Annotated in this window: 20 protein-coding genes; 6 read left to right on the top strand and 14 right to left on the bottom strand. The window is 57.4% G+C overall.

All coding sequences use genetic code 11. From position 1 onward, the window contains the following. Window positions 1–137 precede the first annotated feature (137 nt). Complete coding sequence (locus HUV30_RS01925; RefSeq protein WP_174403703.1) at window positions 138–1,133, top strand: ABC transporter substrate-binding protein; 996 nt, start codon at window positions 138–140, stop codon at window positions 1,131–1,133. A gap of 59 nt (window positions 1,134–1,192) precedes the next feature. Here HUV30_RS01925 and HUV30_RS01920 read toward each other — a convergent pair whose 3' ends face one another. Continuing rightward, window positions 1,193–2,020: a mechanosensitive ion channel family protein gene (locus HUV30_RS01920; protein ID WP_174403702.1), complete on the bottom strand. Its 828-nt coding sequence runs from the start codon at window positions 2,018–2,020 to the stop codon at window positions 1,193–1,195. Between the two features lie 117 nt (window positions 2,021–2,137). Further along, complete coding sequence (locus tag HUV30_RS01915) at window positions 2,138–2,710, bottom strand: flavin reductase family protein (protein WP_174403701.1); 573 nt, start codon at window positions 2,708–2,710, stop codon at window positions 2,138–2,140. Window positions 2,711–3,150: 440 nt separating this feature from the next. Between HUV30_RS01915 and HUV30_RS01910 the strand changes: the two genes are divergently transcribed. The 5 genes from HUV30_RS01910 (at window position 3,151) to HUV30_RS01890 (ending at window position 7,697) form a co-directional block, all read left to right on the top strand. Then, window positions 3,151–3,909 carry an ABC transporter substrate-binding protein gene (locus tag HUV30_RS01910; protein WP_174403700.1) on the top strand — a complete coding sequence of 253 codons (759 nt, stop codon included), beginning with the start codon at window positions 3,151–3,153 and terminating at the stop codon, window positions 3,907–3,909. A 158-nt stretch (window positions 3,910–4,067) separates the two neighbouring features. After that, window positions 4,068–4,736, top strand: coding sequence for an amino acid ABC transporter permease (locus tag HUV30_RS01905; RefSeq protein WP_174403699.1), 669 nt, complete (start codon window positions 4,068–4,070; stop codon window positions 4,734–4,736). An 11-nt stretch (window positions 4,737–4,747) separates the two neighbouring features. Continuing rightward, complete coding sequence (locus HUV30_RS01900; protein WP_174403698.1) at window positions 4,748–5,536, top strand: amino acid ABC transporter ATP-binding protein; 789 nt, start codon at window positions 4,748–4,750, stop codon at window positions 5,534–5,536. Further along, window positions 5,536–6,204, top strand: coding sequence for an amino acid ABC transporter permease (locus HUV30_RS01895; RefSeq protein ID WP_243452049.1), 669 nt, complete (start codon window positions 5,536–5,538; stop codon window positions 6,202–6,204). The genes HUV30_RS01900 and HUV30_RS01895 overlap by 1 nt, the downstream gene beginning before the upstream one ends. Window positions 6,205–6,317: 113 nt before the next feature. After that, window positions 6,318–7,697, top strand: a complete 1,380-nt coding sequence (locus tag HUV30_RS01890) for an FAD-binding oxidoreductase (protein WP_174403697.1) — start codon at window positions 6,318–6,320, stop codon at window positions 7,695–7,697. 320 nt (window positions 7,698–8,017) lie between these two features. Here HUV30_RS01890 and argC read toward each other — a convergent pair whose 3' ends face one another. From argC to HUV30_RS01830, 12 genes are all read right to left on the bottom strand, one after another. Next, complete coding sequence (gene argC, locus HUV30_RS01885; RefSeq protein WP_174403696.1) at window positions 8,018–9,070, bottom strand: N-acetyl-gamma-glutamyl-phosphate reductase; 1,053 nt, start codon at window positions 9,068–9,070, stop codon at window positions 8,018–8,020. A 6-nt stretch (window positions 9,071–9,076) separates the two neighbouring features. Beyond that, window positions 9,077–9,388, bottom strand: coding sequence for a DUF1844 domain-containing protein (locus tag HUV30_RS01880; protein WP_174403695.1), 312 nt, complete (start codon window positions 9,386–9,388; stop codon window positions 9,077–9,079). Window positions 9,389–9,420: 32 nt separating this feature from the next. Next, window positions 9,421–10,587 carry a pyridoxal-phosphate-dependent aminotransferase family protein gene (locus HUV30_RS01875; protein WP_174403694.1) on the bottom strand — a complete coding sequence of 389 codons (1,167 nt, stop codon included), beginning with the start codon at window positions 10,585–10,587 and terminating at the stop codon, window positions 9,421–9,423. A gap of 439 nt (window positions 10,588–11,026) precedes the next feature. Continuing rightward, on the bottom strand, window positions 11,027–12,223 hold the full coding sequence (locus HUV30_RS01870) for a class I SAM-dependent rRNA methyltransferase (protein WP_174403693.1): 1,197 nt from the start codon (window positions 12,221–12,223) through the stop codon (window positions 11,027–11,029). Between the two features lie 227 nt (window positions 12,224–12,450). Then, window positions 12,451–15,249, bottom strand: a complete 2,799-nt coding sequence (gene polA, locus HUV30_RS01865; RefSeq protein WP_174403692.1) for a DNA polymerase I — start codon at window positions 15,247–15,249, stop codon at window positions 12,451–12,453. Between the two features lie 464 nt (window positions 15,250–15,713). Continuing rightward, window positions 15,714–16,778: a dual-specificity RNA methyltransferase RlmN gene (gene rlmN / locus HUV30_RS01860; protein WP_174403691.1), complete on the bottom strand. Its 1,065-nt coding sequence runs from the start codon at window positions 16,776–16,778 to the stop codon at window positions 15,714–15,716. 292 nt (window positions 16,779–17,070) lie between these two features. Continuing rightward, entirely contained in the window at window positions 17,071–18,048 is a 978-nt protein-coding gene (locus tag HUV30_RS01855) for a glycosyltransferase (protein ID WP_174403690.1), read from the bottom strand. A 21-nt stretch (window positions 18,049–18,069) separates the two neighbouring features. Then, window positions 18,070–19,026, bottom strand: a complete 957-nt coding sequence (locus tag HUV30_RS01850; RefSeq protein ID WP_174403689.1) for a hypothetical protein — start codon at window positions 19,024–19,026, stop codon at window positions 18,070–18,072. 129 nt (window positions 19,027–19,155) lie between these two features. Next, window positions 19,156–20,469, bottom strand: a complete 1,314-nt coding sequence (locus tag HUV30_RS01845; protein ID WP_174403688.1) for an HD domain-containing protein — start codon at window positions 20,467–20,469, stop codon at window positions 19,156–19,158. Window positions 20,470–20,780: 311 nt separating this feature from the next. After that, window positions 20,781–22,043, bottom strand: a complete 1,263-nt coding sequence (locus HUV30_RS01840; RefSeq protein ID WP_174403687.1) for a dihydroorotase — start codon at window positions 22,041–22,043, stop codon at window positions 20,781–20,783. Next, entirely contained in the window at window positions 22,040–22,996 is a 957-nt protein-coding gene (locus HUV30_RS01835; RefSeq protein ID WP_174403686.1) for an aspartate carbamoyltransferase catalytic subunit, read from the bottom strand. The genes HUV30_RS01840 and HUV30_RS01835 overlap by 4 nt, the downstream gene beginning before the upstream one ends. 32 nt (window positions 22,997–23,028) lie before the next feature. After that, a complete protein-coding gene (locus HUV30_RS01830) occupies window positions 23,029–24,258 on the bottom strand; it encodes an amidohydrolase family protein (RefSeq protein ID WP_174403685.1) in 1,230 nt (409 codons plus the stop codon). Between the last annotated feature and the right edge of the window lie 126 nt (window positions 24,259–24,384).

Here is a 24,384-nt window from a genome sequence, read left to right as displayed (position 1 = left end):
CCCGGGCTGTGTGGAAGAATATCACTTTTTGAATATGGTGCCATTATATGCCCTGCATATTGGTCTATCATTGTGTTGCGTGGTACTGTGGGCAATGTATAATAGCTATGTGGAATACTAACCATGAAGAGGTACCCATGCTGCGTAAGCCTATCTCTCTAGTGTTGTTTGTTCTCTTTGCCTCTCTGGTATGTGTTGCCACAGCCGCTGCCGAAGACCGTAAACGGGTGCTGGTTATAGAGAGCTACCATGCGGATTACGCATGGGATGTGAGCTTGCTGCGGGGCATACGCCGGGGGCTTGGCAAGGATGTGGAGGTATTTACCTTTCAGATGAATACCAAGCGTTTGCCGCGGGAGCAGTTTCAGGCCCGGGCCGAGGCTGCCTTTGCGTATTACCGGGAGGTTAAGCCCGATCTGGTAATGCTGGCGGATGATAATGCCGCTTCACTGCTGGGTAGACGTTTCGTGGAGCAGAAGGTGCCCCTTGTCTATCTGGGCATCAACGGCAACCCGCGCAATTACGGACTGCACAATTCCCCGAATGTACTGGGTGTGCTGGAACGTCCGCTGGTCAAGCGGTCCATAATGCTGCTTTCTTCCATGTCGTCTGATATCCGGCGGGTGCTGGTTCTTTTCGACGATAGCACTACCTCGTTTGAAATTGCCCATACCATGTTGAACGACGAAACTGAATTTACGCTCTATGGTGTGGAATGCGAGCTGGTGCGGGCTACTTTTTATAGCGCATGGCAGCGCCTGGTGCTGGAAAGCAAGCGGAACGGATATGATGCCATTTTGCTGGGCGTGTATCATACCCTGCTGTCGGGAGATAACTCTGTGGTGCACGAAGATGTTGCCATGCAGTGGTTGAATGCCAATTCTCCTGTCCCTATTTTTGCTCTTTGGGATTTCAGTATCGGCAAAGGAAAGGCGACTGCCGGTTTCATGCTGCGCGGCGAAGATCAGGGATATGCTGCTGCCCTGCTGGCCAGAAGCTTTTTCAATGGCACGCAGGAAACTGCCCGACTTATAACCATTGAGCCCTCGCTGGTCTTCAGCCGTTTTGAAATGGAGCGATGGCACCTCAAGGCGGACGCCTTTTCCAGCAGAAAGATCTTGTGGGTTGAATAATCCATACAACAAAGCCCCCGTGATTATGCGGGGGCTTTGTATTGTGCGTTGGAAACAGACTACGCCTGCGCGGGCTGGATGATATGTACATCCCGCTGCGGGAAGGGGATGGAAATGCCGTTGGCCTCAAGCGCAAGCTTGATGGATTCGGTCAGGCGGAAGCGCACATCCCAGTAATCGGCGGTTGCTACCCACGGGCGGACAACAAAGTTGACGCTGGAATCTGCCAGTTCGGAAACGGCCACCGTGTAGGCGGGGTCTTTCAGCACCTTGGCTTCAGACTCCAGTGCAGCAATGATGACGTCCCGCGCTTTGGCAATGTCGTCGCCGTAGCCGATGCCGAACACCATGTCGATGCGGCGGGTGGCGTTGCCGGTGACGTTGGTGATGACCTGTCCCATGATCAGACTGTTGGGAATGATGATACGCTGGTTGTCAGGCGATTTGAGTTCCGTGTGGAAGAGGTTGATGGCAACCACCGAACCGGAAACCCCGGCAACATCGACGAAGTCGCCGAAGGTGAAGGGGCGGAACAGCACCAGCATGACGCCGGATGAGAAGTTCGAGAGGTTGTCCTTCATGGCCAGGCCGACAGCCAGACCGACGGAACCGAGAATGGCAAGGAAGGAGGTTGTATCAATGCCTACCTGCGCTGCAACCGCGATGAACACTGCCGCCATGATGGCATAATAGGCTACGCCCCTGATGAAGTTGATGAGCAGCAGGTCCATGCCTTTGTGCTGCATGGCTTTTTGCAGCAGATGCGAAATGCGTTTCGCAAGCCAGTGACCGACAATGAGTATGATAAGGGCAACAATGAGGTTGGTGCCGTTTTTGGCGGCCCAGAGGATTACCTGATCTTTGTACTGGTTGAAAAGTGCTTCCATGTGCTTCTCCGGATAATTTTTTGTGAGATTATACTGTTTATAGATTGTTTCGCAATAAAAAAGCCGTGCGTTGCACACACGCACGGCCTCAGGGTCGCACAAAATGCGAAACGTTATTTAACTCTTCAGTTTTTTTCCAATGGAGAAGGCCTTTCCGAGAAAATCGCCCACAGCGTAGTATTCGCGGCTCACGGGAGTAAATATTACCGGGTCCACCTTGAGAATATCCGGCAGGCCGTCTTCGCGCAGCACGCCCTTTTCAGCCTTCACGTCCTTGATCTCGCCTATGAACTGGGTATGCAGGCCCACTTCTACCGTCTGGACGAGAGAACATTCGAGTACGACAGGAAATTCGCCTACATAGGGGGCATCAACAAACTCGGCCTTGATGGGGGTAAGGCCCAGCGAGGCAAACTTGTCTTCATCCCTGCCGGAAAAAATGCCCGCATAGTCGGCCTGCGCCAGAAAACCGCGGGGGGTGATGTTTATGGTAAATGCACCACGTTCAAGAATGCTTGCATGCGAGTAAGTGGCAGCCCGCAGGGAAACAGCCACGCTCGGCGGCTTGGAGCAGCATATTCCGCCCCATGCTGCGGCCATGACGTTGGGGCGGTTTTCTTTGTCGTAGGTACCCACCAGAAAGAGCGGAGTGGGATAGGCAATGGTTTTTGCGCCCAGGGATACTTTCATTATCGGCTCCTTTCGGTGACGTTTCTCAGGGGCCCGCGTGCTTGGCGTGCATCGGAACGTCTAGTTAGTGGCTGGTGTGTTCATGAATGAGTGTCAGGCAATAGGTGCGGCAGGCAGAGGCGGTACGTCATGACCTTGCAGCGCATACTGCCGATTGTCGGACACGACCGTTCTTACCACAAGCTCGGGAGGGAACAAAGAGGAAATGGAGGGCAAATGACCGGTAACGGGATTCGCTGACGACGAAAATGGAGAATTTCTTTTTGCTCCGGTCTGTTCCGGGTTCCGATATTGCCAAATTTGTTCTTTCCGGCTTGCGCGCCGCTACGGATTCTGCTAGCGCTTTTACATGTACAGGATTTTCGGGCGGTTTGTGGTGTGAGCGGCTAACCGTCCGTCACGATTTGGAAATCACCATATTTCACGAAAGGAAGAAGGAAATGTTCAGAAAAAGCTCTCTGCTTGTCGCTGCCATCAGCTTTGTTCTGCTCTTCGGTTCCGTGGCATTTGCCAAGAAGGCCTACGTGAACGGCATCGACGCCAACTACCCGCCCTTTGCCTACATTGACGCCAATGGCAAGCCCGCAGGATTTGATGTGGATTCCCTGAACTGGATTGCCGAAAAGATGGGCTTCACCGTTGAGCATAAGGCCATGGAATGGTCTACCATCGTGCAGAGCGTGGTTTCCAAGAAGATCGACATGGTCTACTCCGGCATGTCCATCACTGAAGAACGCGCCAAGCAGGTTACTTTCTCCGATCCTTACTGGAAGGTCGCACAGGTTGTGATCTCCAAGAAAGGCGCGGGCCTCACCGTTGAAAAAGTCTTCAAGGGCGGCATGAAGCTGGGCGTGCAGTCCGGCACTTCCGAAGCCGACGCACTGCAGAACCAGGTGGGCAAGGACGGCAATAACTTCGAACTGAAGTACTATGACTCCGCTCCGCTTGCCATCATGGACATCCTGAACGGCCGCGTACCCGCAGCCGCCATGGACATCGCTCCTGCCGAAGATGCCATCAAGCACGGCAAGGAACTTGAAATCGTGGGTGAGTTCGGCGAACCCGAATTCTTCGGCGTGGCTGTGCGCAAGGAAGACAAGGAGCTGCTCGATACCATCAACAAGGGGCTCAAGATGCTTATGGCCGATCCCTACTGGGAAGAGCTTAAGGCAAAGCACCTCAAGGACGGCGCTCACTAGTTCCTGTGCCTGAAAGGCTGTAAGGCCGGAAAGCGAAGGAACATTTCCTGTCGCTTTCCGGCCATTTTTTCTGTATAGCGTGCGTGCACGCGCCAACTATCAGTACGAAGCACGAAAGCCGTTTTTCCCGCGTGCGCTGCGGCTTTCAGGTTATTATCATGCAACAGCAGCTTTCTGTCATCATCGAAGCCCTGCCATATATCCTCGAAGGAGCCGGAGTCTCTCTGGCCATCGTTTGTTTTGCCATGGTTCTTGGCCTTCTTATGGGCATTCCCATGGCCGTGGGGCTTGTTTACGGGCATCCCGTCGTGCGCCGTCTTATCGGACTGTATGTCTGGTTTTTCCGCGGTGTTCCCATTCTGGTGCTCATGTTCCTGTTCTATTTCGGTATTTTTGATGCGCTCGGGCTTGACCTGAACGCCATTTCCGCCGTGTCCATAGTGCTGGGGCTGACCAGTGCGGCCTATCAGTCGCAGATTTTTCGCGGTGCCATCCAGTCGTTGCCGCAGGGACAGCTCAGGGCTGCCCGTGCGCTCGGCATGAGTGATATGCAGGGCATTACCTCCATCATTCTGCCGCAGGCCCTGCGCCTTTCCATTCCCGGCTGGTCCAACGAATATTCCATCATTCTCAAGGACTCCGCACTGGCTTACGTGGTGGGCGCCATGGATATATTCACCCGCACCCATTTTGTTGCTTCCCGTACTTACGAGCATCTGGCCCTGTTCATCAATGCGGGCGTTCTGTATTTCATCATCACTCTCGTGGGCGTGAAACTGCTGCTCGCGCTTGAAAAGAAGGTCCGGATTCCGGGCTATACAATGTAAGGATCGTTTCCATGACCCATTCCGCTCAGTCTTCCGTCGAATCACCCGAGACGCCTGTTCTGCGGGTTGAGCACATAAATGTCAGCCTTGGCGGCAAGTCCATCCTCAAGGATGTTTCCCTTTCCGTGAACAAGGGCGAACTCAAGGTGCTTATCGGACCTTCGGGGGCAGGCAAGTCCACGTTTCTTCAGAGCATCAACTGTCTTATCCATCCCGTTTCCGGCAACATATGGCTTGAAGAGCGGCAGGTGGATCTGGCGCACAAGAAGAAGCTGTTTGAATACCGCCAGCATGTGGGCATGATTTTTCAGGACTTCAACCTCTTCGATCACCTGCGCGCGGCGGATAACGTTTCTATCGCACTGCGCAAGGTCAAGGGGCTGAGCCGCAAGGAAGCGAACGACCGCGCCGTGCAGGAGCTTGAACGCGTGGGTCTTGGCAACAAGATGAATCTGTATCCCGCAGAACTTTCCGGCGGTCAGAAGCAGCGTGTGGCCATTGCCCGCGCCCTTGCCATGGACCCCAAGGTGCTGCTGTTGGACGAGCCCACCTCTGCGCTGGACCCCGAACTGGTGGGCGAAGTGCTGGCCGTAATCCGCGATCTGGCGCAGTCCGGCCTGACCATGGTCATGGCTACGCACCAGATGGATTTTGCCCGCGCCCTGGCGGATGAAATCGTCTTCATGCAGCAGGGGCAGATCATCGAACAGGGCGCACCTTCCGTATTGCTTGCTCCCGGTTCCGGCACCCGCACCGCCGACTTCTGCAGCAGGCTCTCCGACCTGTACGAGGAGAAGTGATCGTGGACGCCCAGTTTCTGGACATGCTCATTCCCGCTCTGAACAAGGGCCTGTGGATGAGCGTGCTGCTCATCGTTCCTTCCGCCATTTTCGGTTCGCTGCTCGGCGTGCTGGTGGGCACCCTGCGCGTGTTCGGCAGCAAACCCGTGCGCCGGTTCTTTGATGGCTATACGGTGCTGTTCCGCGGTGTGCCACTCATGGTGCAGCTCTTTGTCTTCTATTTCGGCCTGCCCAGCTTCGGTATCTATTTCGAAGCGTATGGCGCGTCCGTCACCTGCTTCATTCTGTGCAGTGCGGCCTACCATTCCGAATACGTGCGCGGGGCGCTGCTTTCCATCCGTGAAGGCCAGCTCAAGGCCGGTGCCGCCCTCGGCATGAGCCGCGTGCAGACCATTCTGTGGATTGTGGTGCCGCAGGCATTTCGTCGCGCCCTGCCCGGATGTGGCAACGAGATTATCTATCTTATCAAATATTCTTCTCTGGCCTATCTGATATCCTGTATGGAGGTGACCGGCGAGGCCCGCGCCATTGCGGCCAAGACCTTCCGTTTCACCGAAGTATTCATGGTGCTGGCGCTGTACTATCTGTTCCTTGTTTCCATAGCCTCATGGCTGCTCAAGAAGTTCGAGGACAGGCTGTACATTCCCGGTTTCGGTCGTCAGAAATAACAGTAATACGCCCTTCGAATGACGGGGGCGACCGCTCCGGCGGCCTTCCCGTCCACGGGGAGGCGGTGTCTGCGCGCATGGTGTTGCAGTGCGCTTATTCACAGGAGTGATACATGTCTGCTTCTTCCAGTTTTTCCACAGCCGCGCTTGAAGCGCTGGAAACCGTGCTCGGACCTGAAAAGGTGTTGCGCAATCCCGGCGAACCTTACGACCGCGACTCGTCAAGTTATCAGGCAGTTCCCGACTGCGTGGTGTTTCCCGAATCCACCGAGGATGTGCAGTGTGTGATGATGCTCGCCAATGAGCATCGTTTCCCCGTGTATCCGCGCGGCGGCGGAACGGGCACCTCCGGCGGCTGCATTGCCCTTGGCGGCGGCGTGGTGCTCTCTCTTGAGCGCATGAACCGTCTTATCTCCATTGATACGGAAAACCTTGTGGCCGTGGTGGAACCCGGTGTCATTACCCAGACCGTGCGTGACGCGGCTGCGGCCAAGGGGCTTTTCTATCCTCCAGACCCGGCGGGCATGGATGCCTCCACCATCGGCGGCAACGTGGCCACCAACGCTGGCGGCCCTGCCTGCGTGAAGTACGGGGTAACCCGTGACTATGTGCTCGGGCTGGAAGCCGTTACGCCTACGGGCGCGCACATCAAGGCCGGTGTGCAGACCCGCAAGGGCGTTGTGGGCTATGACATGGCGCACCTGCTGTGTGGCTCTGAAGGGACGCTCGGTATCATTACCCAGCTCACCCTCAAGCTTATTCCGCTGCCTGCGGCCCATGTGGGGCTTGCGGCGGTGTTTCCCTCCATGGCGGACGCCATGCGTGCCGTTACCGCCATTCTGACTTCCGGCCATCTTCCATCGGCCATGGAATTTCTGGATCACAAGTGCCTGCAGCTGGTGGGCAATGAGCTGCCCTTTACCGTGGAAGGCGAGACTGCCGCGTTGCTCATTGTGGAACTGGACGGCGTGGCCGATCAGATTTCCCGTGAGATTGAAGCCGTGAAGGCCATATGCACCCGTGAAGGTGCAAACCGCCTCATGCCTGGCGGTACAGAGGAAGAACGCGAGCGCATCTGGAGTGTACGCCGCAAGACTTCCACCCGTATCCGCGAGCATGCGCCCATCACCATTTCCGAAGACATTGCCGTACCCATTGGACGTATTGCTCCTTTTATTGAGCTGGTGCCGGATTTTGAACGCGAGTTCGGGCTGGACATCTTCTGCTTCGGTCATGCGGGCGACGGCAATATCCATCTGATTGTTACCGCGCCTGAGCGGAGCGAGAAGCACCGTGTGGATGACGGCATTCGTGCCATTGTGCAGGTGGTTCTGGAAATGGGTGGCACCCTTTCCGGTGAGCACGGAGTGGGCGAGGCCAAGAAGCATCTGCTGCCCATGGAACTTTCTCCGGAATCCATCCGCCTGCAGTGCGGCATCCGCCGCGTATTCGACCCGAACGGCGTGCTGAATCCGGGCAAGGTGTTCTGCTAGCGGGGAGCTGCGTTACATCCGCGTCCGTCTGGCTCCCCCCAGTGTTAGCCAAGAGTCAGCGTGAGAAAAATGAAAAAGGCCGTGGAACAATGTTCCACGGCCTTTCGCGTCCCCCAGCGTAATGACAGCTCTCTGTTGCCAGTAAAAACACACTTCCGTTAAGCCGGAGATGGCGTTCAATAACGGATTTCCATCGCTTATACGAGGTGCAGGAACGTTAGGTTCCTGCCCGCCGGAGGCGCAAAACAAAAAGCGTATCAACAAAAAGGGTCGTGGAACAACGTTCCACGACCCTTTTAAACTTTGCTTCCCTGATAGGGTTACGGCATCAGCGGGGCAAGGCGCAGGCCTTCCTGCAGGTCAACGCCGCACATGAGGTTGGCGTTGGCCAGTGCCTGACCGGAGGCGCCGCGACACAGGTTGTCGATGGCGCTCAGAATGATCAGGCGGTTGGTGCGCCTGTCCACCACAAGACCGATGTCGCAGAACATGGTTCCGCGCACGTGGCGGGTTTCGGGCAGCACGCCTGCGGGCAGCACGCGCACCCACGGGTGCTCGCGGTAGGCTTCTTCATACATGGCGTGCACATCGTCGAGCGTCATGTCCTGCACCAGCGTGGTGTAGATGGTGGAGAGGATGCCGCGGTTGATGGGCAGCAGGTGCGTATTGAAGGAAACGGTGATCTCGTCACCTGCAATGGCGCTGATTTCCTGTTCTATTTCGGGAGTATGGCGGTGCGTGGGCAGGCCATAAGCGCGGAAACTATCGGAAACTTCGCAGAACAGGGAACCCACGGCGGCCTTGCGGCCTGCACCGGTGGCGCCGGACTTGGCGTCTATGACAATGCCCTTGGTATCTACCATGCCGTGCTTGAGCGCGGGGTAGAGCCCGAGAATGGAAGACGTGGGGTAGCAGCCGGGGTTGGCAATGAGCCTTGCCTCGCGGATGGCGGGGGCATACAGCTCAGGCAGACCGTACACGGCCGTTTCCAGCAGCTGGGGCTGGGTGTGCGTGCACTTGTACCAGTGCTCATAAATTTCCTGATCGCGCAGTCGGAAGTCGGCGGAAAGGTCAACGACCTTCAGGCCCTTTTCCAGCAGCACGGCCGCGATTTCCATGGCGGTCTTGTGCGGGACGGCCAGAAATACCAGTTCGCACTTGGCGGCCAGCAGCTCGGGATCGGGCTCGGTAATGACAATCTCGCCGCTCGGCATTCCCTGCAGGAAAGGATAGATGGCATGAAGCTTTTTTCCGGCTTCGGCCCGTGAAGTTACGCTCACCAGCTCGAAGCGCGAATGCCCTTCAAGCAGGCGGGTGAGTTCCATGCCGGTGTAGCCGGTAACGCCAACCAGCCCGACGTTGATCTTCTTCATGACAGACTACTTCCCCTTTACCACATATTTCATGCGCAGTTCATAGAGCAGGCCGTCGAGCAGTTTGCGTTCGTCGGCATCAAGGCAGTTCTGGGTTTTCTGCTGCAGCATGGTGAGCACGTCTATGGTGTGCTTGGCCATGAGCAGGTTGGGGGTGCTTTGTCCGGTTTCGGGGTCCGGCACCTCGCCGAGATGGACAAGGGCAGAGGAACCCAGAGAGAGGATGAACGTGGAAAAAGTGACCGTGGGCATCTGGTGCTGCGTCTTGGAGCTGCAACCGCAACCGCAGCCGCAGCCAGTGTTCTGTGCATCCGACATATGATTTCTCCTTGCTCGCTGGAAAAGTTGAGTTACATGCTACCGTCGTAGGTAAGTAATGCTTCGTGATAGGCTTGCAAGCCCTTTTCCAGATAATCGCGCGAACCTATGTAGCCGCCGCATGCGCGGAAGCTTTCTGCCAGTGCGTGCAGACCGGCGGCAAGATCGGCCCAGTCCACCCAGCCCATGTGGCCGATGCGGATGGCACGACCCTTCAGATGGTCCTGTCCACCTGCCATGTATACGCCGAAGCGCTCGGCCGCAATTTCCAGCAGCTTGCTGCCGTCAATGCCTTCGGGCAGCATCACGCTGGTAAGGCCCCAGGTGAAGCGGTCCTTGGCCAGCAGTTCCAGCCCCATCTCCTTGACGGAGGTGCGGGCGAACATGGTCAGTGCCCACTGTTTGCGGTACACGGTGTCCAGTCCGGCTTCCATGAACATTTTCATGCTCTCGTTCAGGCCGATGATAAGGCTGACCGGCGTGGTGAACAGGGTCTGGTTTTTCAGGCAGTTGGCGCGTTCGCTCAGCAGGTTGAAATAGAAGCATGCGGGCGGCACGGTTTCCGCCTTGGCCCATGCGCGTTCGCTCAGGGCGATGAGGCCGAGACCGGGGGGCAGCATGAGTCCTTTCTGGGAGCCGGTGACAAGGCAGTCGATGTCTAATTCATCCATGGGACAGGGCGATATGCCCACGGAAGAGATGCCATCCACCACCAGCAGCATGTTGCGGGCGCGGGTAAGACCGCCCAGCAGGTGCACGGGGTGCAGTGCGCCGGTGGAGGTTTCGGAATTCTGGATGAGCAGGCCGCGTGCGTCCGGGTGCGCATCAAGGGCGGCTTCCACTTCGGCAACGGAAACGGCATTGCCCCATTCCACCTTGACGGTCACGACCTGCAGGCCGTGGCCTTCGCTGATCTTGATCCAGCGCTCGCCGAACTTCCCGCCATCCACGACAATCACTTTTTCGCCCGGTGCGAACAGGTTGGTCACCGCTGCGGTCATGACGCCGGAACCGGAACATGCCAGAGGCATGACAGGCTGCGCTGTGCCGAAGAGCAGGCGCAGGCGTTCCTGCAGTTCAGCCATGACAAGCTTGAACGCAGACTTGCGGTGATGGATCATATCCTGCGCCATGGCCAGACGAATCTGTTCCGGCAGCGGCGTGGGACCGGGGGTTAAGAGACGGGGTTTGTTCAGCATTTCCGACTCCGTATGGTCGACTCCCTTATGGGAGCAGGTTTGTGAGTGAAGACGGACAACAGGAAATTCGGCCTGTTGCCGTGTTACGGACGCAAACCATATAAACAAAAAAGGAAAAACTCTAGTGGAGTTTCATGCTGGCACGAGGGTTTTGCGCGCAGAGTTCACCTGCCGCAGGCAGGAAGATAGGCAGGTATCGCAGGCATGCGAGCTGGATAGGGAAGACAGGGCGTGACGTTGCACTGTCATTCATGGGCGTAAGGTTGCGTAGGCTGTCGTAGGTGCGAATTGATATGAACACGGCGTGGGGGCAGGAAGGTCGGCCCCGGCGCGGGCAGCCGGCAGTGCCGGAATGTTGAGATGTGTTCGTTTGCCAAAACGAAGCGGCGCAGAAAACTGTTGTTCCCTGCGCCGCATATCGTTTGTTGTGCTGTTTCCGCTAGCGGCCCTTCAGCACCCGCACGCAGAAGCTCTTGAGGTAATGGGTTTCCGGCATGGCAGGATGCACGGGATGGTCCGGCCCCTGATGGCCCTGAATGAGCGTCTGGATACGCGCGCCGGTCTTGTTGGCGGCGTGCAGCAGGGCGCGGTTCAAATCTTCGGCGGGAAGATGCTGCGAGCAGGAACAGCTCATGACGATGCCGCCGTCTTCCACCAGTTCCATGGCAAGGCGGTTCACGCGCTGATAGGCGGCAAGGCCGTCATGGTATGCCTTCTTGCGCTTGATGAACGCGGGCGGGTCTATGCAGATGACATCGAAACGGCGGCCCGAATCCTTGAGCGCCTGCAGGGTATCCAGCGCATCGCCGAGTACCGTATCGATATCGCAGCCGTCTTCGGGCATGTTGCGGGTGGCGTTGCGGGTGGCGTAGTCGAGAGCGGTCTGGGAAGCATCGAGAAAGGTGACTGCGCTGGCTCCGGCCTTCACCGCGTTGCAGCCGAAGCTGCCAGCGTAGCAAAAGGCATCCAGCACGGTCTTGCCCTTGCAGAAGCGGGCAAAGTCGCTGCGGTTGGTACGCTGGTCATAGAACCAGCCGGTTTTCTGGCCTTCCGTAAGGGGGGCGGTGAACTGCACGCCGTTTTCAATCAGCTCGATCTCTGCGGGAACAGTGCCGTAGGCGGTTTCCGTGTAGCGGGGCAGACCTTCAAGGTCGCGGCTGCTCATGTCGTTGCGCAACAGAATGCCCGCGGGCTTGCACAGATCCTTCAGCACGCTGACCACGTCGTCCTTCACGGCTTCCATGCCTGCGGTGCTTATCTGTACAACAAGGATGTCGTTGTAGCGGTCCACCACCAGTCCGGGCAGAAAGTCGCCTTCTGCAAAGGCGAGGCGGTAGTAGGGAACGCCGAACATGGCATCGCGCAGTTCCATGGCGCGGCCGAGGCGTTCACGCAGCAGGTCTGCATTGAGCGGGGTTTCCGCTTCGTTGGAGTAGATGCGCGCGCTGATGAGCGAGGCGGGGTTCACATAGGCACTGCCCACGGGCATGTCCTTGCTGGACATGACGGTAACGCATTCGCCGGGCTGGAATTCCTTGAGCGGGCTGCGGTTGGTGTCCACTTCGTTGCTGAACAGCCAGAGGTGACCTACGCGCAGGCGCTTGTCTTCGCCTTTCTTGAGATAGAGTGCTTTCATATTATGTATCTTTATTAATTGTTGGCGTTGTTTTTGGGGCGTTATTTTTTAGGGGATTGCTCCGCAGGCTAAAGGGGCAACTGCCCCTTTGGAAACCCTTTTACGTACTTATGCGGAGTCCGCGTTGAAGACAGATTATCAGTCTGACTTCTGGTAGAAATGATAACAACAGACAGGTGCTGTTGCGGGAAGCCGTGAGTCATCTCCGGCAACGTGCGGGATGACGCTTAGTGCGCCTCGTGCCAGCCGTCGCCGATGCCGTAATCCACCTTGAGCGGCACGTCCAGCGCTGTACCGCCGGGGTGCACGCCGGTCATGATGTCGGCGAGACGCCTGGCGGCTGCTTCGGCATTCTCTGTGGGTACTTCCAGCAGCAGTTCGTCGTGTACCTGCAGGACAAGGCGGGCTTTCAGCGTTTTCAATTCGGCATCCTGCGCGGTGCGCAGCATGGCTATTTTGATGATGTCTGCCGCGCTGCCCTGAATGACGGTGTTAATGGCCTGACGCCGCGCCTGAGACTGCATCTGGTTGTTGCCTGACTGAATCTCCGGCACGTTGCGGCGGCGGCCGATGAGTGTGGTGACGTAGCCGTGTTCCTTGGCATTCGCTTCCACCTGCTCATAGAAGGCCTTGAGCTGCTGCAGTTTGGAGAAGTAGCGTTCGATGAATTCCTTGGCCTCGGTGAGGGATATTTTCAGCTCCTGCGCCAGCTTCTGCGGCCCCATGCCGTACACGAGTCCGAAGTTGATGGTCTTGGCGTTGCGGCGCTGGTCGGACGACACCTCGGTGGTGGGCACGTCAAAAAGGACGGAAGCCGTGCTGCTGTGAATGTCCTGATCGTTGCGGAAGGCTTCGAGCAGGGTGGGGTCTTGTGAGCAGTGGGCCAGCACGCGCAGTTCAATCTGCGAGTAGTCCGCAGAGACGAGCTTGCAGCCCTTGCGCGCGGTAAAACAGGCGCGCATGCGCGGGCCGAACTGGCCGCGCACGGGAATGTTCTGCAGGTTCGGGTTGCTGGACGACAGGCGGCCCGTGGCCGTTGCCAGCTGGTTGAACGTGGTGTGTATGCGGCCCTGCGCATCCGCAAGGCGCGGCATGGGCTCAAGGTAGGTGGAGCGCAGTTTTTCCAGCGTGCGGTATTCCAGAATAAGGTCGATGACCTCGTGCTCGCCTGCCAGCTTTTCCAGCACGGCCTGCGAGGTGGAAATCTGCCCGCCCTTGGTCTTGCCCTTGGGCTTGAGTCCCAGCTTGTTGAAAAGCAGGTCGCCGAGTTGCTGGGCGGAGCGGATGTTGAACGATCCTCCGGCCGCTTCGTAAATGGCCTTGGTCAGGCGGTCCAGTTCGCGCTGCACTTCGGTGAGAAAGGCGGTGAAGGCGGTGCCGTCTATGTGGATGCCGATCTCTTCCATGTCTGCCAGCACGCGGATGAGCGGCAGTTCCAGCTCCCGCATGAGCGTGACAAGGTCGGCACCCTGCAGGCGGCGCATGAAGTCGTCAGCAAGGGCAAAGGCGAGCTGTGCGGGATTTTCAGCGGCCACCTCAAATTCGTCCGCCCGTGCGGAAAGCCTGCGCCACGAGTAATCGCGGTCTTCAGGATCGAGCAGGTAGGCGGCAAGCCCCAGATCGAACCAGCGAGACGATTCCACGGAACGCCAGCCACTTTTGATGCTCAAAAGGGCTTTCACATCCGGTGCAATGACCGTATCGGCCGTGGTGGCATAGCCTGCCAGCGCGGTGAGTGAGCCGGAATAGCGGTATTCGCGGTCGCTGCCTTCCACATGCACGTTGATGATGCATGCTTCCGGCTTGGCTTCTTCAGCGGTCATGTCCAGCAGCGAGGGCATGGTGCATTCCGGCCTCTTGAGCATTTCGCCCATGGGTACCAGAGCTATGCGCTTGCCGGAGCAGTCCGGCAGGGCGGAAACATCGGTAACATCTTCCAGCTTGAGGGAGCTCGTGCGGTTCGCGTTGCCATTCGTGCCATGTTCGGGAGCATGGCTGCCGTGGCCTGCGACAGGTGCGGCAGCGGGTGCCGCCGGAGCATCGAACAGGCCAAGCTGCATGGAGCCGGTGCCGGATTTTGCTGCGGGCTTGTCGCTCGCGGCGGGCTTGGCTGTGGCAGGCGTGTTCACCTTGGCGGAGACAGGGGCAAGGGCAGCCACATCCTTGAGCAGGGCGCGCAGTTCATATTCGCGCAGGAAGTCGGCGGTCTTGTCACCGTCGATGGGGTCGATGCGGAAGTGGTCCAGCGTCAGGCTGTCGCACTGCGCCGTGGAGAGCGTGGTAAGCGTGCGGAAGGTGAACATGTTCTCCAGATGGTCGGCGAACTTCTTCTGCAGCGTGGGGGCGAGCGCATCAAAATTGTCGCGGATGGCCTCCAGCGTGGGGTAGTCCGCAAAGATCTTTTCCGCAGTCTTGGGGCCTATGCCGGGGACGCCGGGGATGTTGTCCGACGAGTCGCCGATAATGGCCTGAAAATCGGCCCACTGTGAGGGTTCAAGTCCGGTCTCTTCACGGAATTCGGCAAGGGTGGTGAGCTTTTCCTGCTTCACGCCGGGGTCCCACATGAACACGTTTTCGTCCAGACACTGCTTCAGGTCCTTGTCCGCGCCGATGATGATGACGGGGCGTTCCTTCTTGTAGCGTGCGGCAAGGGAGGCGATGCAGTCGTCCGCCTCGCAGTTGTCGGAAATTTCCAGATGCAGGCCGAGCGTGCGCACTGCCTGCTTGATGGGGTCGAGCTGCTGCACCAGCGGTTCCGGCGTGGCGGAACGGTTGGCCTTGTATTCGGGATACGTCTCGTGACGGAAATTCTTGCCTTTGCCGTCGAGGATGAAGCCGAAATAGGTGGGCTGCTCGTCCTTGAGGAACTTGAGCAGAATGCGGGTGACGATGAACAGCGCGTTGGTGGGAAAGCCGTCGGAGCGCTGCATGGACTGCATGGCGTAGAAGGCGCGGAATATGAATGCGGAGCCGTCCATGAGGTAGAGCGGTTCCGTTGTAAGGCCGAGGCGTTCTTTTACAGACATGATTATGTTCGGGGTTGGGGTTGGGGCGCGGGCCCGATCAATCGCGTATGGTAGGTGGAAGTTGGGGGGATGTAAATGTTGATCTTAAGAGGGGGCCCTTTTGCCGACTACGTGGAGTTCTGGCTTGTTATGCCCGTTGCCGCCGCTCTGCTGTCTTTATCCGTAAGGCTCGAAGACTCGCCAACGGCTAAAACTCCCGCGGGACCAGAGCGGGGCCTCAGCCGGGGCGTGCCGCCCCTCAGCAAGGCCCCCTCTGGACTCCCCCTGCCTCGCCCCGCTGGGGGCGACTGGTGACTCTGTCTTGCCGTGGAAGCGAAGCGCTTCCAATCGGCACAGGCGTTTCAGGGGGGCAAACATGGGGAACTCATATTCTGTCTCGTCAATCAATCCCGTACTACTCCAAACAAAAAAACCCGGGAGACACCATCTCCCGGGCTTTGAGTATCTTTCAGTCCCTCAATGATCTAGCACTTCGCCTCTGCGTTGCCGCATTCCAGCTGCTGCGATGCCTTCAGCTGGCCGCAGGCGGCTTTAATATCTGCGCCCTTGGATTTGCGGATGATGGCGGTGATGTTCTTGGACCACAGCACCTGTTCAAAGGCGAGAATGGCCTTTTCGGTGGGGGCCTTGTAGGGATCGCCTTCCGAGGGGTTGTAGACGATGAGGTTCAGCTTGCCCTTGGTACGGGAAACCAGCTTTACCAGCTGGCGGGCATGCTCCTCAGTATCATTCACACCGCCGAGCAGCAGGTATTCGTAGGTGATGCGCTCGCGGGTTTTGAGCGGGTAGTTTTCCAGCGCGGTGATCAGATCATCCAGATGCCAGTTGGCGGCCTTGGGCATGATCTGCTTGCGCAGTTCCTGCGTGGGGGCGTGCAGCGACACAGCCAGATAGGCAAGGCCGGTTTCGCCGAGTTCCATCAGGCCCTTTTCTATGCCGCAGGTGGAAACAGTGATACGGCGCGGGGAGAACTGCAGGCCAAGCACGCTGTTCAGGCTTTCGAGGCTGCGCATCAGTTCCTTCATGTTCAGGAGCGGTTCGCCCATGCCCATGAAGACGAGGTTGCGCAGAATGGGGTTGGCGGCATCGTCCTGCAGATATTCGCGGGCAACGAGCACCTGACCCAGAATTTCCGCCATGGTCATGTTGCGTTCAAAGCCCATGGTGCCGGTGGAGCAGAAGGTGCAGCCCATGGCGCAGCCCACCTGACAGGAAAGGCACTGCGTGAGCCTGCCGCTGGCACCGGGAATGAGCACGGTTTCCACCAGCGCGCCGTCTGTGAGGCGCAGCAGAAACTTTGTGGTGCCGTCCTTGCTTTTCTGCATGGTCACCACTTCGGGCCAGATGATGGCAGCCTGCTCCTTGAGCAGTGCGCGGGTAGGCTTGGAAACGTTCGTCATGGCGTCGAAATCACGCGTGTACTTGTTCCACAGCCACTGCCATATCTGTTTGGCGCGGAAGGCTTTTTCGCCGCGCTCTACCAGAAAGGCTTCCAATTCGGAAAAGGTAAGATTGAGAATATCGACCATGCAATGCTCCGGAAAGTTGGCGGGACGAGGAATATACACGTTGGGGGTAGGTCCCGCTGTGCCGGATTGGTACGGGAAAAGGCGAGATTGCGCAAGTGCGCAGGGGATGCCTGTATGCGGCGGCGTGACGGAAGGGTTCTTACAAATGGTCTATGCCGTGTCTGTCGTACCGTGGCGTACTTGCCGTGCCTGTCGTGCCTGTCGCGTCTGCCACACATGGCGGCTATGGCGGGCATGACGCATCAATCGCACCTACCACGCTTGGCGGGCATGGCGTGCAGTCCCGCGGGGGCTATTCAGGCTGTCCGATCTGCCTGCGTATGCGTTCGTATGCCCGCTCCGCATCAAAGGCTGCCTGCACCCAATGTTTGTTCTGCGCGGTGACGAGCAGGTTCAGGTAGTGGGCGTTGAGTTCCTTGTCGAACATGTGGTTCATGCGGATGTTGTGGAACTCGAGCAGGCTTCTCCATATGGGTTTGTAGTGGGTGTTGCTCTGCATGGTGAGTGTGTAGCCGTCGAAGCTGTCGGGGATGAACTGCGGCGGCGTGTTGGGGGCTCTGTAGCCCATGCCGTAGAGGAGAAAATTGGTGGTGTAGAGCTTGCGGAACTGGTCCTGCGTGGCGCTTTTATCCAGTCCGAAATCGCTTTTCATGGAATCGCTGTCGTGGCCGAGGTGCTCCATGAAGGGAGTGTGGTCGAAATAGTATTGGTCGATCTTCAGGCTTTTCAGTTTTTCGCCGTAGTCGCCGTCTTCACATCCATAGAGGCCGTAGTCTTCGCACCAGTAACCGGCAATGTCTGAAATGCCTTTGGGAATGAGTATGGCCCCGCCGGAAACATGCGCGATGGTGCTGCCTATCAGCCCGTTTGGCCTCGGAACAAACGACTTGTTCCGCATCTGATTGTTCAGGTCCGCGCCCCACACGGCATCGCGCGGAGCCTTTTTCATGTGCAGGAGCACGATATCCAGCCACTTGGGGTTGTGGATGACCACATCATTGTCCAGCTTCATATAGATGGGGGCCTGAATGAGCCGCCAGCCCACATTGGCCGCCACTGCCACCCCGTAGTTCTTCTCCAGCCGGAACAGATAATCCAGCTGCCCGTGTTCCTTCAGCTCCCGCAACAAGTCCTGCGTTTCCGGCTCGCTGCCGTTGTCCACAGCAGTAAGCGTGTGCGGGAGTTTGGTGTTTTTCCGCACCGCCTCAATGGTCCGCCGCGTCAGCTCGGGCCGGTTGAAGACAGGGATGGTTATGTTGAGGATGGGCATGGGTGATGTGTTTTTTTTAGACTATTGAGTTGATTTCGAATAGCGCACTTGCATGAGTAATTGTGGTTTGTAGGATTTACAGTATTTATCGATTCCTTGCTTTAAAATTACAGCTGTTAAGCAGGCTATGGTTTGCGCACCCAATATTGGTGCTGTCGAAAAAATGTTGTATGCTATTGTGCTTATTGCTGTTCCTGGGTTGCCTAGTGTGTCAATAATGTATTTACACTTACTGTTCTTTTCGCAAAGTGTTAACCAAGTTCTTCTAGATATTGAGTTGAGTAATCGTTCTCCCAGTTTTCTTTCTTCGTTTTCTTGCGGGGGTGGGGGAAGCATTAATTTTTCAGCGCCAACTAACTGCATTCTAGCTAAATTGTTGATGTTTGATATGAAATCTATTGTTTTTGGAGGGAGTGACTTGCCAATTCCCGCCAGTATGTCGACGTCGCTTAAGTTCTTGCGGAATACTGTTTCTAGTTCAGACAGTATTTTGTCTGTATCTATTTTGTGATATTGTTCTGATTTTAGTGAAATAATTAAACATTCTTCCTCGAGTCGTTTACCAATAAATTTAATGAATTCCTCTCTTCGTTTGGTATCCTTTATTGCAGTTGAGTCAAATACGATTTTTATACATTTATTGAAATCTTCATATTCGTGAAGATGAAGATGCGCTATAGATTTTAAAATAAAAGACTCTTGATTTATTCTGGTTTTGCTCGATGTCTTTGTAGATACTTTGTTTAGTATTTTTATCGCTTGGTCTGAGTTGTCTGTATTTATTAATAATTCACAATATACCAAGAGCATTTCATAGTATTTTGTGTGATGGTTTGTGTTTAATAAGAGTCCTCTAAGGTCGTTTAGTATAGATATTGCGCCATCTCTGTCTTTTTTTCTGCAAGAATCAAATAGTTGTGCTTTTAAGATTTTCAAGCGTATTTTTTGTTGCTCTGTCAGAGCTGGAGGGCGTGACATGTTTTTCCTCTCGGTTTCCTTTGTTTAGTAATATACTCGGTTGGATATTGGAATATCAAGCACAAATCCCCCCGGACGCTTTCGCTTCCGGGGGGATTTTTATTTCTTCTCTATGGCGCTAGCCGCAATCTACAACTTATACGCTTTCACATACTCCACTGCTTCCTCAACCGAGTTCACCTGACCGGCGATCTGGGCCTTGAGCAGGGCGTCACGAATAATACCAACATGCGGTCCGGGCTTGAGGCCGGTGGCTTCCATGATGTCGTTACCGTTCAGATACGGTTCGGTCATCTGCTCGGGGGTGTCTGCGCGTTCCAGATACTTCATATTGTGATTGAAGGAGGTAAGCGCAACGCCGCGGGCCTTGAGGTCTGCACGGGCCAGCTCGATAAGGCGGGGGTATTCATCCAGCGCCTTGAAGCGGCGGATACCGCGTTCCGTCAGCATGGAGTGGAAACGCAGGTGCTGCCGCACAAGGTGGCAGATGAGGTCCACATCCTGCTGGGGAATGGAAAGGCGGGAAAGGAGCTTTCTTGTTACCTTCGCGCCCACGCGGTGATGCTGGTAGAAGGTCCAGCGTTCGCCGTCGTGTTCCGCAGTGTAGAGCTTGCCCACATCGTGGAACAGCACTGCAAAGGTGCCGAGCCAGTCGTAGGTGAACTCTTCCGGATACTTGTGCATCACGCCGATGGTGTGCTCAAGCACGGTTTCCTGTTCGCCTTCTTCGTTCTTGATCTGAATAACGCGGGAAAGTGCTGCAATTTCGGGCAGCAGGCCGTGCAAAATCATGGATTCGAACAGAAGCTGCACGAACTTCCACATGTTTTCCGCTTCCACCTTGCGCCATTCGTCCATGATCTCGGTCACGGGCACGTAGTCCAGAATGCGGGATGCGCCCTTTACGATGGCCATCCATGTATTCTTTTCCAGCGGCAGGTCAAAGTTGGCGGCAAAACGCAGGGCACGGATGCCCAGCAGGTAGTTGCGGCGCAGGGTTTCGTCCGGAATGCCTTCCATACGAATTTCGCCCACGTTAAAGCTGACGAAGCCGTCATAGGTTTCGTAGGTGCGGGGAATGTACGGACAGGCAAGGTGTGCGGGCAGCGAGCCGGTTTCTTCCAGACGCTTGAGCAGGCGCGGGGTGATGCGTGCAAGTGTCGCCTCGGGGTGCGATGCGTCTTCGGTGTCGGCCGGATAGAAGTGGAAGGTGATGCCGCCCTCCTTGAGCAGGCCAAGCGCGCCCTGAATGGGCGAAGACTGCAGGCCGGGGAAGAGGCGCGTAAGTTCTTCAACGGTGGGCTCGCAGGCGATATCGATTTCCGCTTCGCGGTCTTCGTTGTGCAGTTCCTTCTGCAGCAGGGTGTTCACCACGTAGGCGTCGTACCCGTTACGCATAATGGTTTTGCAGATACCGATGGCATCCTTGAAAGGCTGACTCATTCATCCTCCTGATATGGCATGCCCGTTACTGCCAGCGGGCATGAAAGTACTGTTCAATACCGCTTCTGCTTCACAGGGGAAGCGGACAATGTCAAGCGAATCATGGCTGTTTGAACAGGCAGTTACGCTTTGATTTCCCAGTGTACGCTGTTTTGCTTCTGTTTGCGACACCCTGATACCGAGGATGTTCCGGTAGCGTAGTGGTACAGGATAGCAGAGCGGCACCCTAATGGTGCCGCCCTTTGTGATATCCGTAATTATCTGATGCAATGCCCGTCGCGAAACGTGCAATGCCATGCCGTGCGCGGTTGCTACACGATCTTCACGCCGCCCATCCAGTGGGCTTTAACGCGTCCTTTGAGCATGCGGCCGAGGAAGGGCGTGTTCTTGCCCTTGGACTGCATGGCCTCCGGCGTGAGCGCCCAGTGTTCTTCGGGGTCGAAGAGGAAGAAGTCTGCAGGGTCGCCCTTTGCAAAGCCGTTGATGGGCAGGTTGAAAATGCGTGCAGGCTCATGGCACCAGCGTTTGATGAAATCAGCTTCGGAGATAAGTCCGTCCGTTACCAGCGTCCATGTGAGCGCCACGGCGGAATCCATGCCGGAGATGCCGTTGGGGGCCTCATCCAGCGTGCATTCCTTTTCATGCTCGGCGTGCGGGGCGTGGTCGGTTACCAGAATGTCTATGGTGCCGTCCTTCAGCGCCTCGCGCATGGCCTGCACATCCGCAGGCGTGCGCAGTGGTGGATTCACCTTGGCCATGGTGGAGTAATTTTCCAGTTCGGAATCGTCGATGAGCAGGTAGTGCGGGCAGGTTTCCGCAGTCACGCGCACCCCGCGTTCTTTGGCCCAGCGGATAAGCTCCACGGACTGCTTGCAGCTGATGTGCGCAAGGTGCACGGGAATGTCGAGATATTCGGAAAGCAGGATGTCGCGTGCCGCCTGCATGGATTCCGCCACCACGCTCTGCCCCTTCACGCCGATGCGGCCGCTGGTGGCCCCTTCGTTCATGTGCGTGTCTTTGGCGAGGGAGGGGTCTTCGCAGTGGTCAATGACAATGAGCCCGTAGGTGTGGGCGTATTCCATGCAGCGACGGAACATTTCGGCACCGCCCACGGGCTTGCCGTCGTTGGAAATGGCGGCGCAGCCGGCTGCGGCCAGTTCCGCCATGGGGGCAAGTTCCTTGCCGTCCAGCCCGACGGTGGCAGCACCCACGGGATACAGGCGCGGGCCGTGCGGCCAGGTTGCCTTGGCCTTGGCGAGCATGGTTCTGGTGATGGATGCGGTGTCGTTCACGGGCCTGGTGTTGGCCATGGCCATGACCGCGCCAAAACCGCCGTGCGCGGCGCAGCGCAGGCCGGAATTGATGTCTTCCTTGTATTCGAAACCGGGCTCGCGCAGATGCACGTGGCAGTCTATGAAACTGGGGAAGACCTTCAGACCGGCCGCATCGAACACTTCCGCGCCATCAGGAATGTCTGCTTTGGGACCGACGGATTCAATCTTGCCGTCACGCACGACGATATCGACGGTTTCACCGAGATACTGCGCGTTTTGTATGATCAGGATGCTGCTCATTTGGAGCCTCCGTCTTTGCGGGTTGCGTGAAGAAAGAGAATGGCCATGCGCACGGCCACGCCGGAGGCCACCTGCGTGAGCACAAGGCTTTCTGCGCAGTCGGCGATGTCGGAGGCGATTTCCAGCCCGCGGTTCATGGGGCCGGGGTGCATCACCAGCGCGCCCGGGGCGGCCATGGCAAGATGGCGGGCCGTGAGGCAGTAGGTGGTGGCGTATTCGGAAAGGTCGGGCAGCAGACCCGCCTGCTGGCGTTCCAGCTGCAGGCGCAGGCACATCACGGCATCCACGCCCTGCACGGCTTCATTAAGATTGGTGTACACGGTCACAGGCCAGTCGTTCACGCCTGCGGGCAGCAGGGTGCGGGGCGCGCACACACGCACCTTGGCGCCCAGCTTGTTCAGCAGAATGACGTTGGAGCGGGCCACGCGGCTGTGCAGAATGTCGCCCAGAATGAGCAGGGTCTTGCCGCTGAAGTCGCGACCCCAGTGCTGGCGCAGGGAAAAGGCGTCCAGCAGGGCCTGCGTGGGGTGGGCATGCCAGCCGTCGCCCGCGTTGACGATGGCGCAGTCCAGCCGCTCGGCAAGGTACTGCGCAGCACCGCTGGACCAGTGGCGGATGACGATGACATCCGGATTCATGGCCTGCAGGGTGAGCGCGGTATCCTTGAGGCTTTCGCCCTTGGTCAGGCTGGACCCGCTCTTGGTCAGGGCAAAGGTGTCTGCGGAAAGGCGCTTGCCCGCCACATCGAATGAGGTCTTGGTGCGCGTGCTGGCCTCGGCAAAGAAGAGCACCACGCTCTTGCCCTTGAGAGTCGGCACCTTCTTCACGGGCCGCTGGTTGATTTCGTGGAACTGTTCGGCGGTGTCGAGCAGATGGTTGGCCTCTTCCACCGTCAGTTGGGACACATCCAAAAGGTCCTTGTGGGGCCATGTGAAGCGTTGATTTTCTTGCATGTTGCGCACTCTGTGTCGTGGGTCAAAACGGTTTACAGAAGTAAATCCTCCGGCAGCACAGCATACCGGAAATGCCTGCCGGGTTCCAGCGTTCCCAGCGAATCGGAAAGGCCCAGTGCGTGCGCACCGTTCACGGTGAGCATGCGCAGCAGGGTGTGGGTAGGAACGCCTTGGTCGTCCCGCAGCTTGCGGGCCTCGTTCCAGAGGTTGAGGTCGTGGTTGGAGGCGAGACTGTCTGTGCCGAGGCACAGGTTCAGGCCCGCATCCAGAAATTTGTGTACCGGAGCTGTGCCCACGCCGATGTATTCGTTGGATCGGGGGCACAGGCATACATGGGTGCCGGTATCGCGCAGCAGGTCAATGTCTGCATCGTTGCAATGCACGCAGTGCACGGCAAGGGTGCCGTTGTCCAGCAGGCCAAGCTCGGCGGCGTAGGCCACGGGGCGCATGCCGGGGGCCTTGTAGTCAGCGGGCAGCACCCGCTGGTTCAGCATCTCGCGCAGGCGGCCGGTGCCTCGCAGCAGCATTTCTTCTTCATCCGCCTGCTCCGCGAGGTGCACAGAAAAATGCCGCTCACGGGAGCGGCACCAATGCTTTGCAAATACCAATGCGGCGGGATGGGTGGAATACAGCGCATGCCCCGCGAGAACGGTGTTTCGCTTTCGCACGTCGTCGGGCAGGCCGGAGGCGGTGCCGGAGAGGAAGAAGTCCCACAGGTCGGCGGCGGTGAAGCCTTCGGGAAAGGCGTAGCCGAATACTTCGAGCTGCAGGTCTATGCCCACATCATGGTGTTTTGCTGCTTCGTATACGGGCAGGGGGGCGCGTCCGTTCACATCGGCCACATGGACGGTGCCAGTGGCGGCCATTTCGGCAAGGGCGGCATCCAGCGCCTGATCGGTGACGGCTTCACCCATGTGGGCAAGCAGCGAGCCTATCCATGCGGGAAACCCCTGCTGTTGCACGGCAATGCCGCCGAGGTGCGAGAGTTCCAGATGGCAGTGGCAGTTGATGAGCCCGGGCAGGATGGTGACTGCGCCAAGGTTCTGCGGCGCGAAACCGTATGTGGCGGTGAAGTCTGCATAGGGCAGCACGTCGATGATGACGCCGTTCTCAGCGACGATCACGCCGTCATGGATGCAGGAAATATCGGAATCAGTGATGGGTACCGCGCCGGAAACGGGCGGTTTCTCCACGCAGTTGCGGGAGGCTGGCCGCTGGTCGGCCATGGTCAGGACGCGCGAAGCGCGGACGGCAGTGAGCATTTTCGGGTGCTGTTTGGATACTGGATCATCGGGCACACGCCCACACAGTTAACTCACACAAACAGACCGCTTTGTAAAGGACAGATTGCGTGCCTGAGGAGCCATTAAGAGGAGTGATGGATTTTC

The sequence above is a fragment of the Desulfovibrio subterraneus genome (genome assembly GCF_013340285.1).
In the GTDB taxonomy this organism is placed as follows: domain Bacteria; phylum Desulfobacterota; class Desulfovibrionia; order Desulfovibrionales; family Desulfovibrionaceae; genus Halodesulfovibrio; species Halodesulfovibrio subterraneus.
The sequence above is the reverse complement of the archived record's forward strand: the minus strand, read 5'-3'. Positions and strand labels throughout refer to the sequence as shown.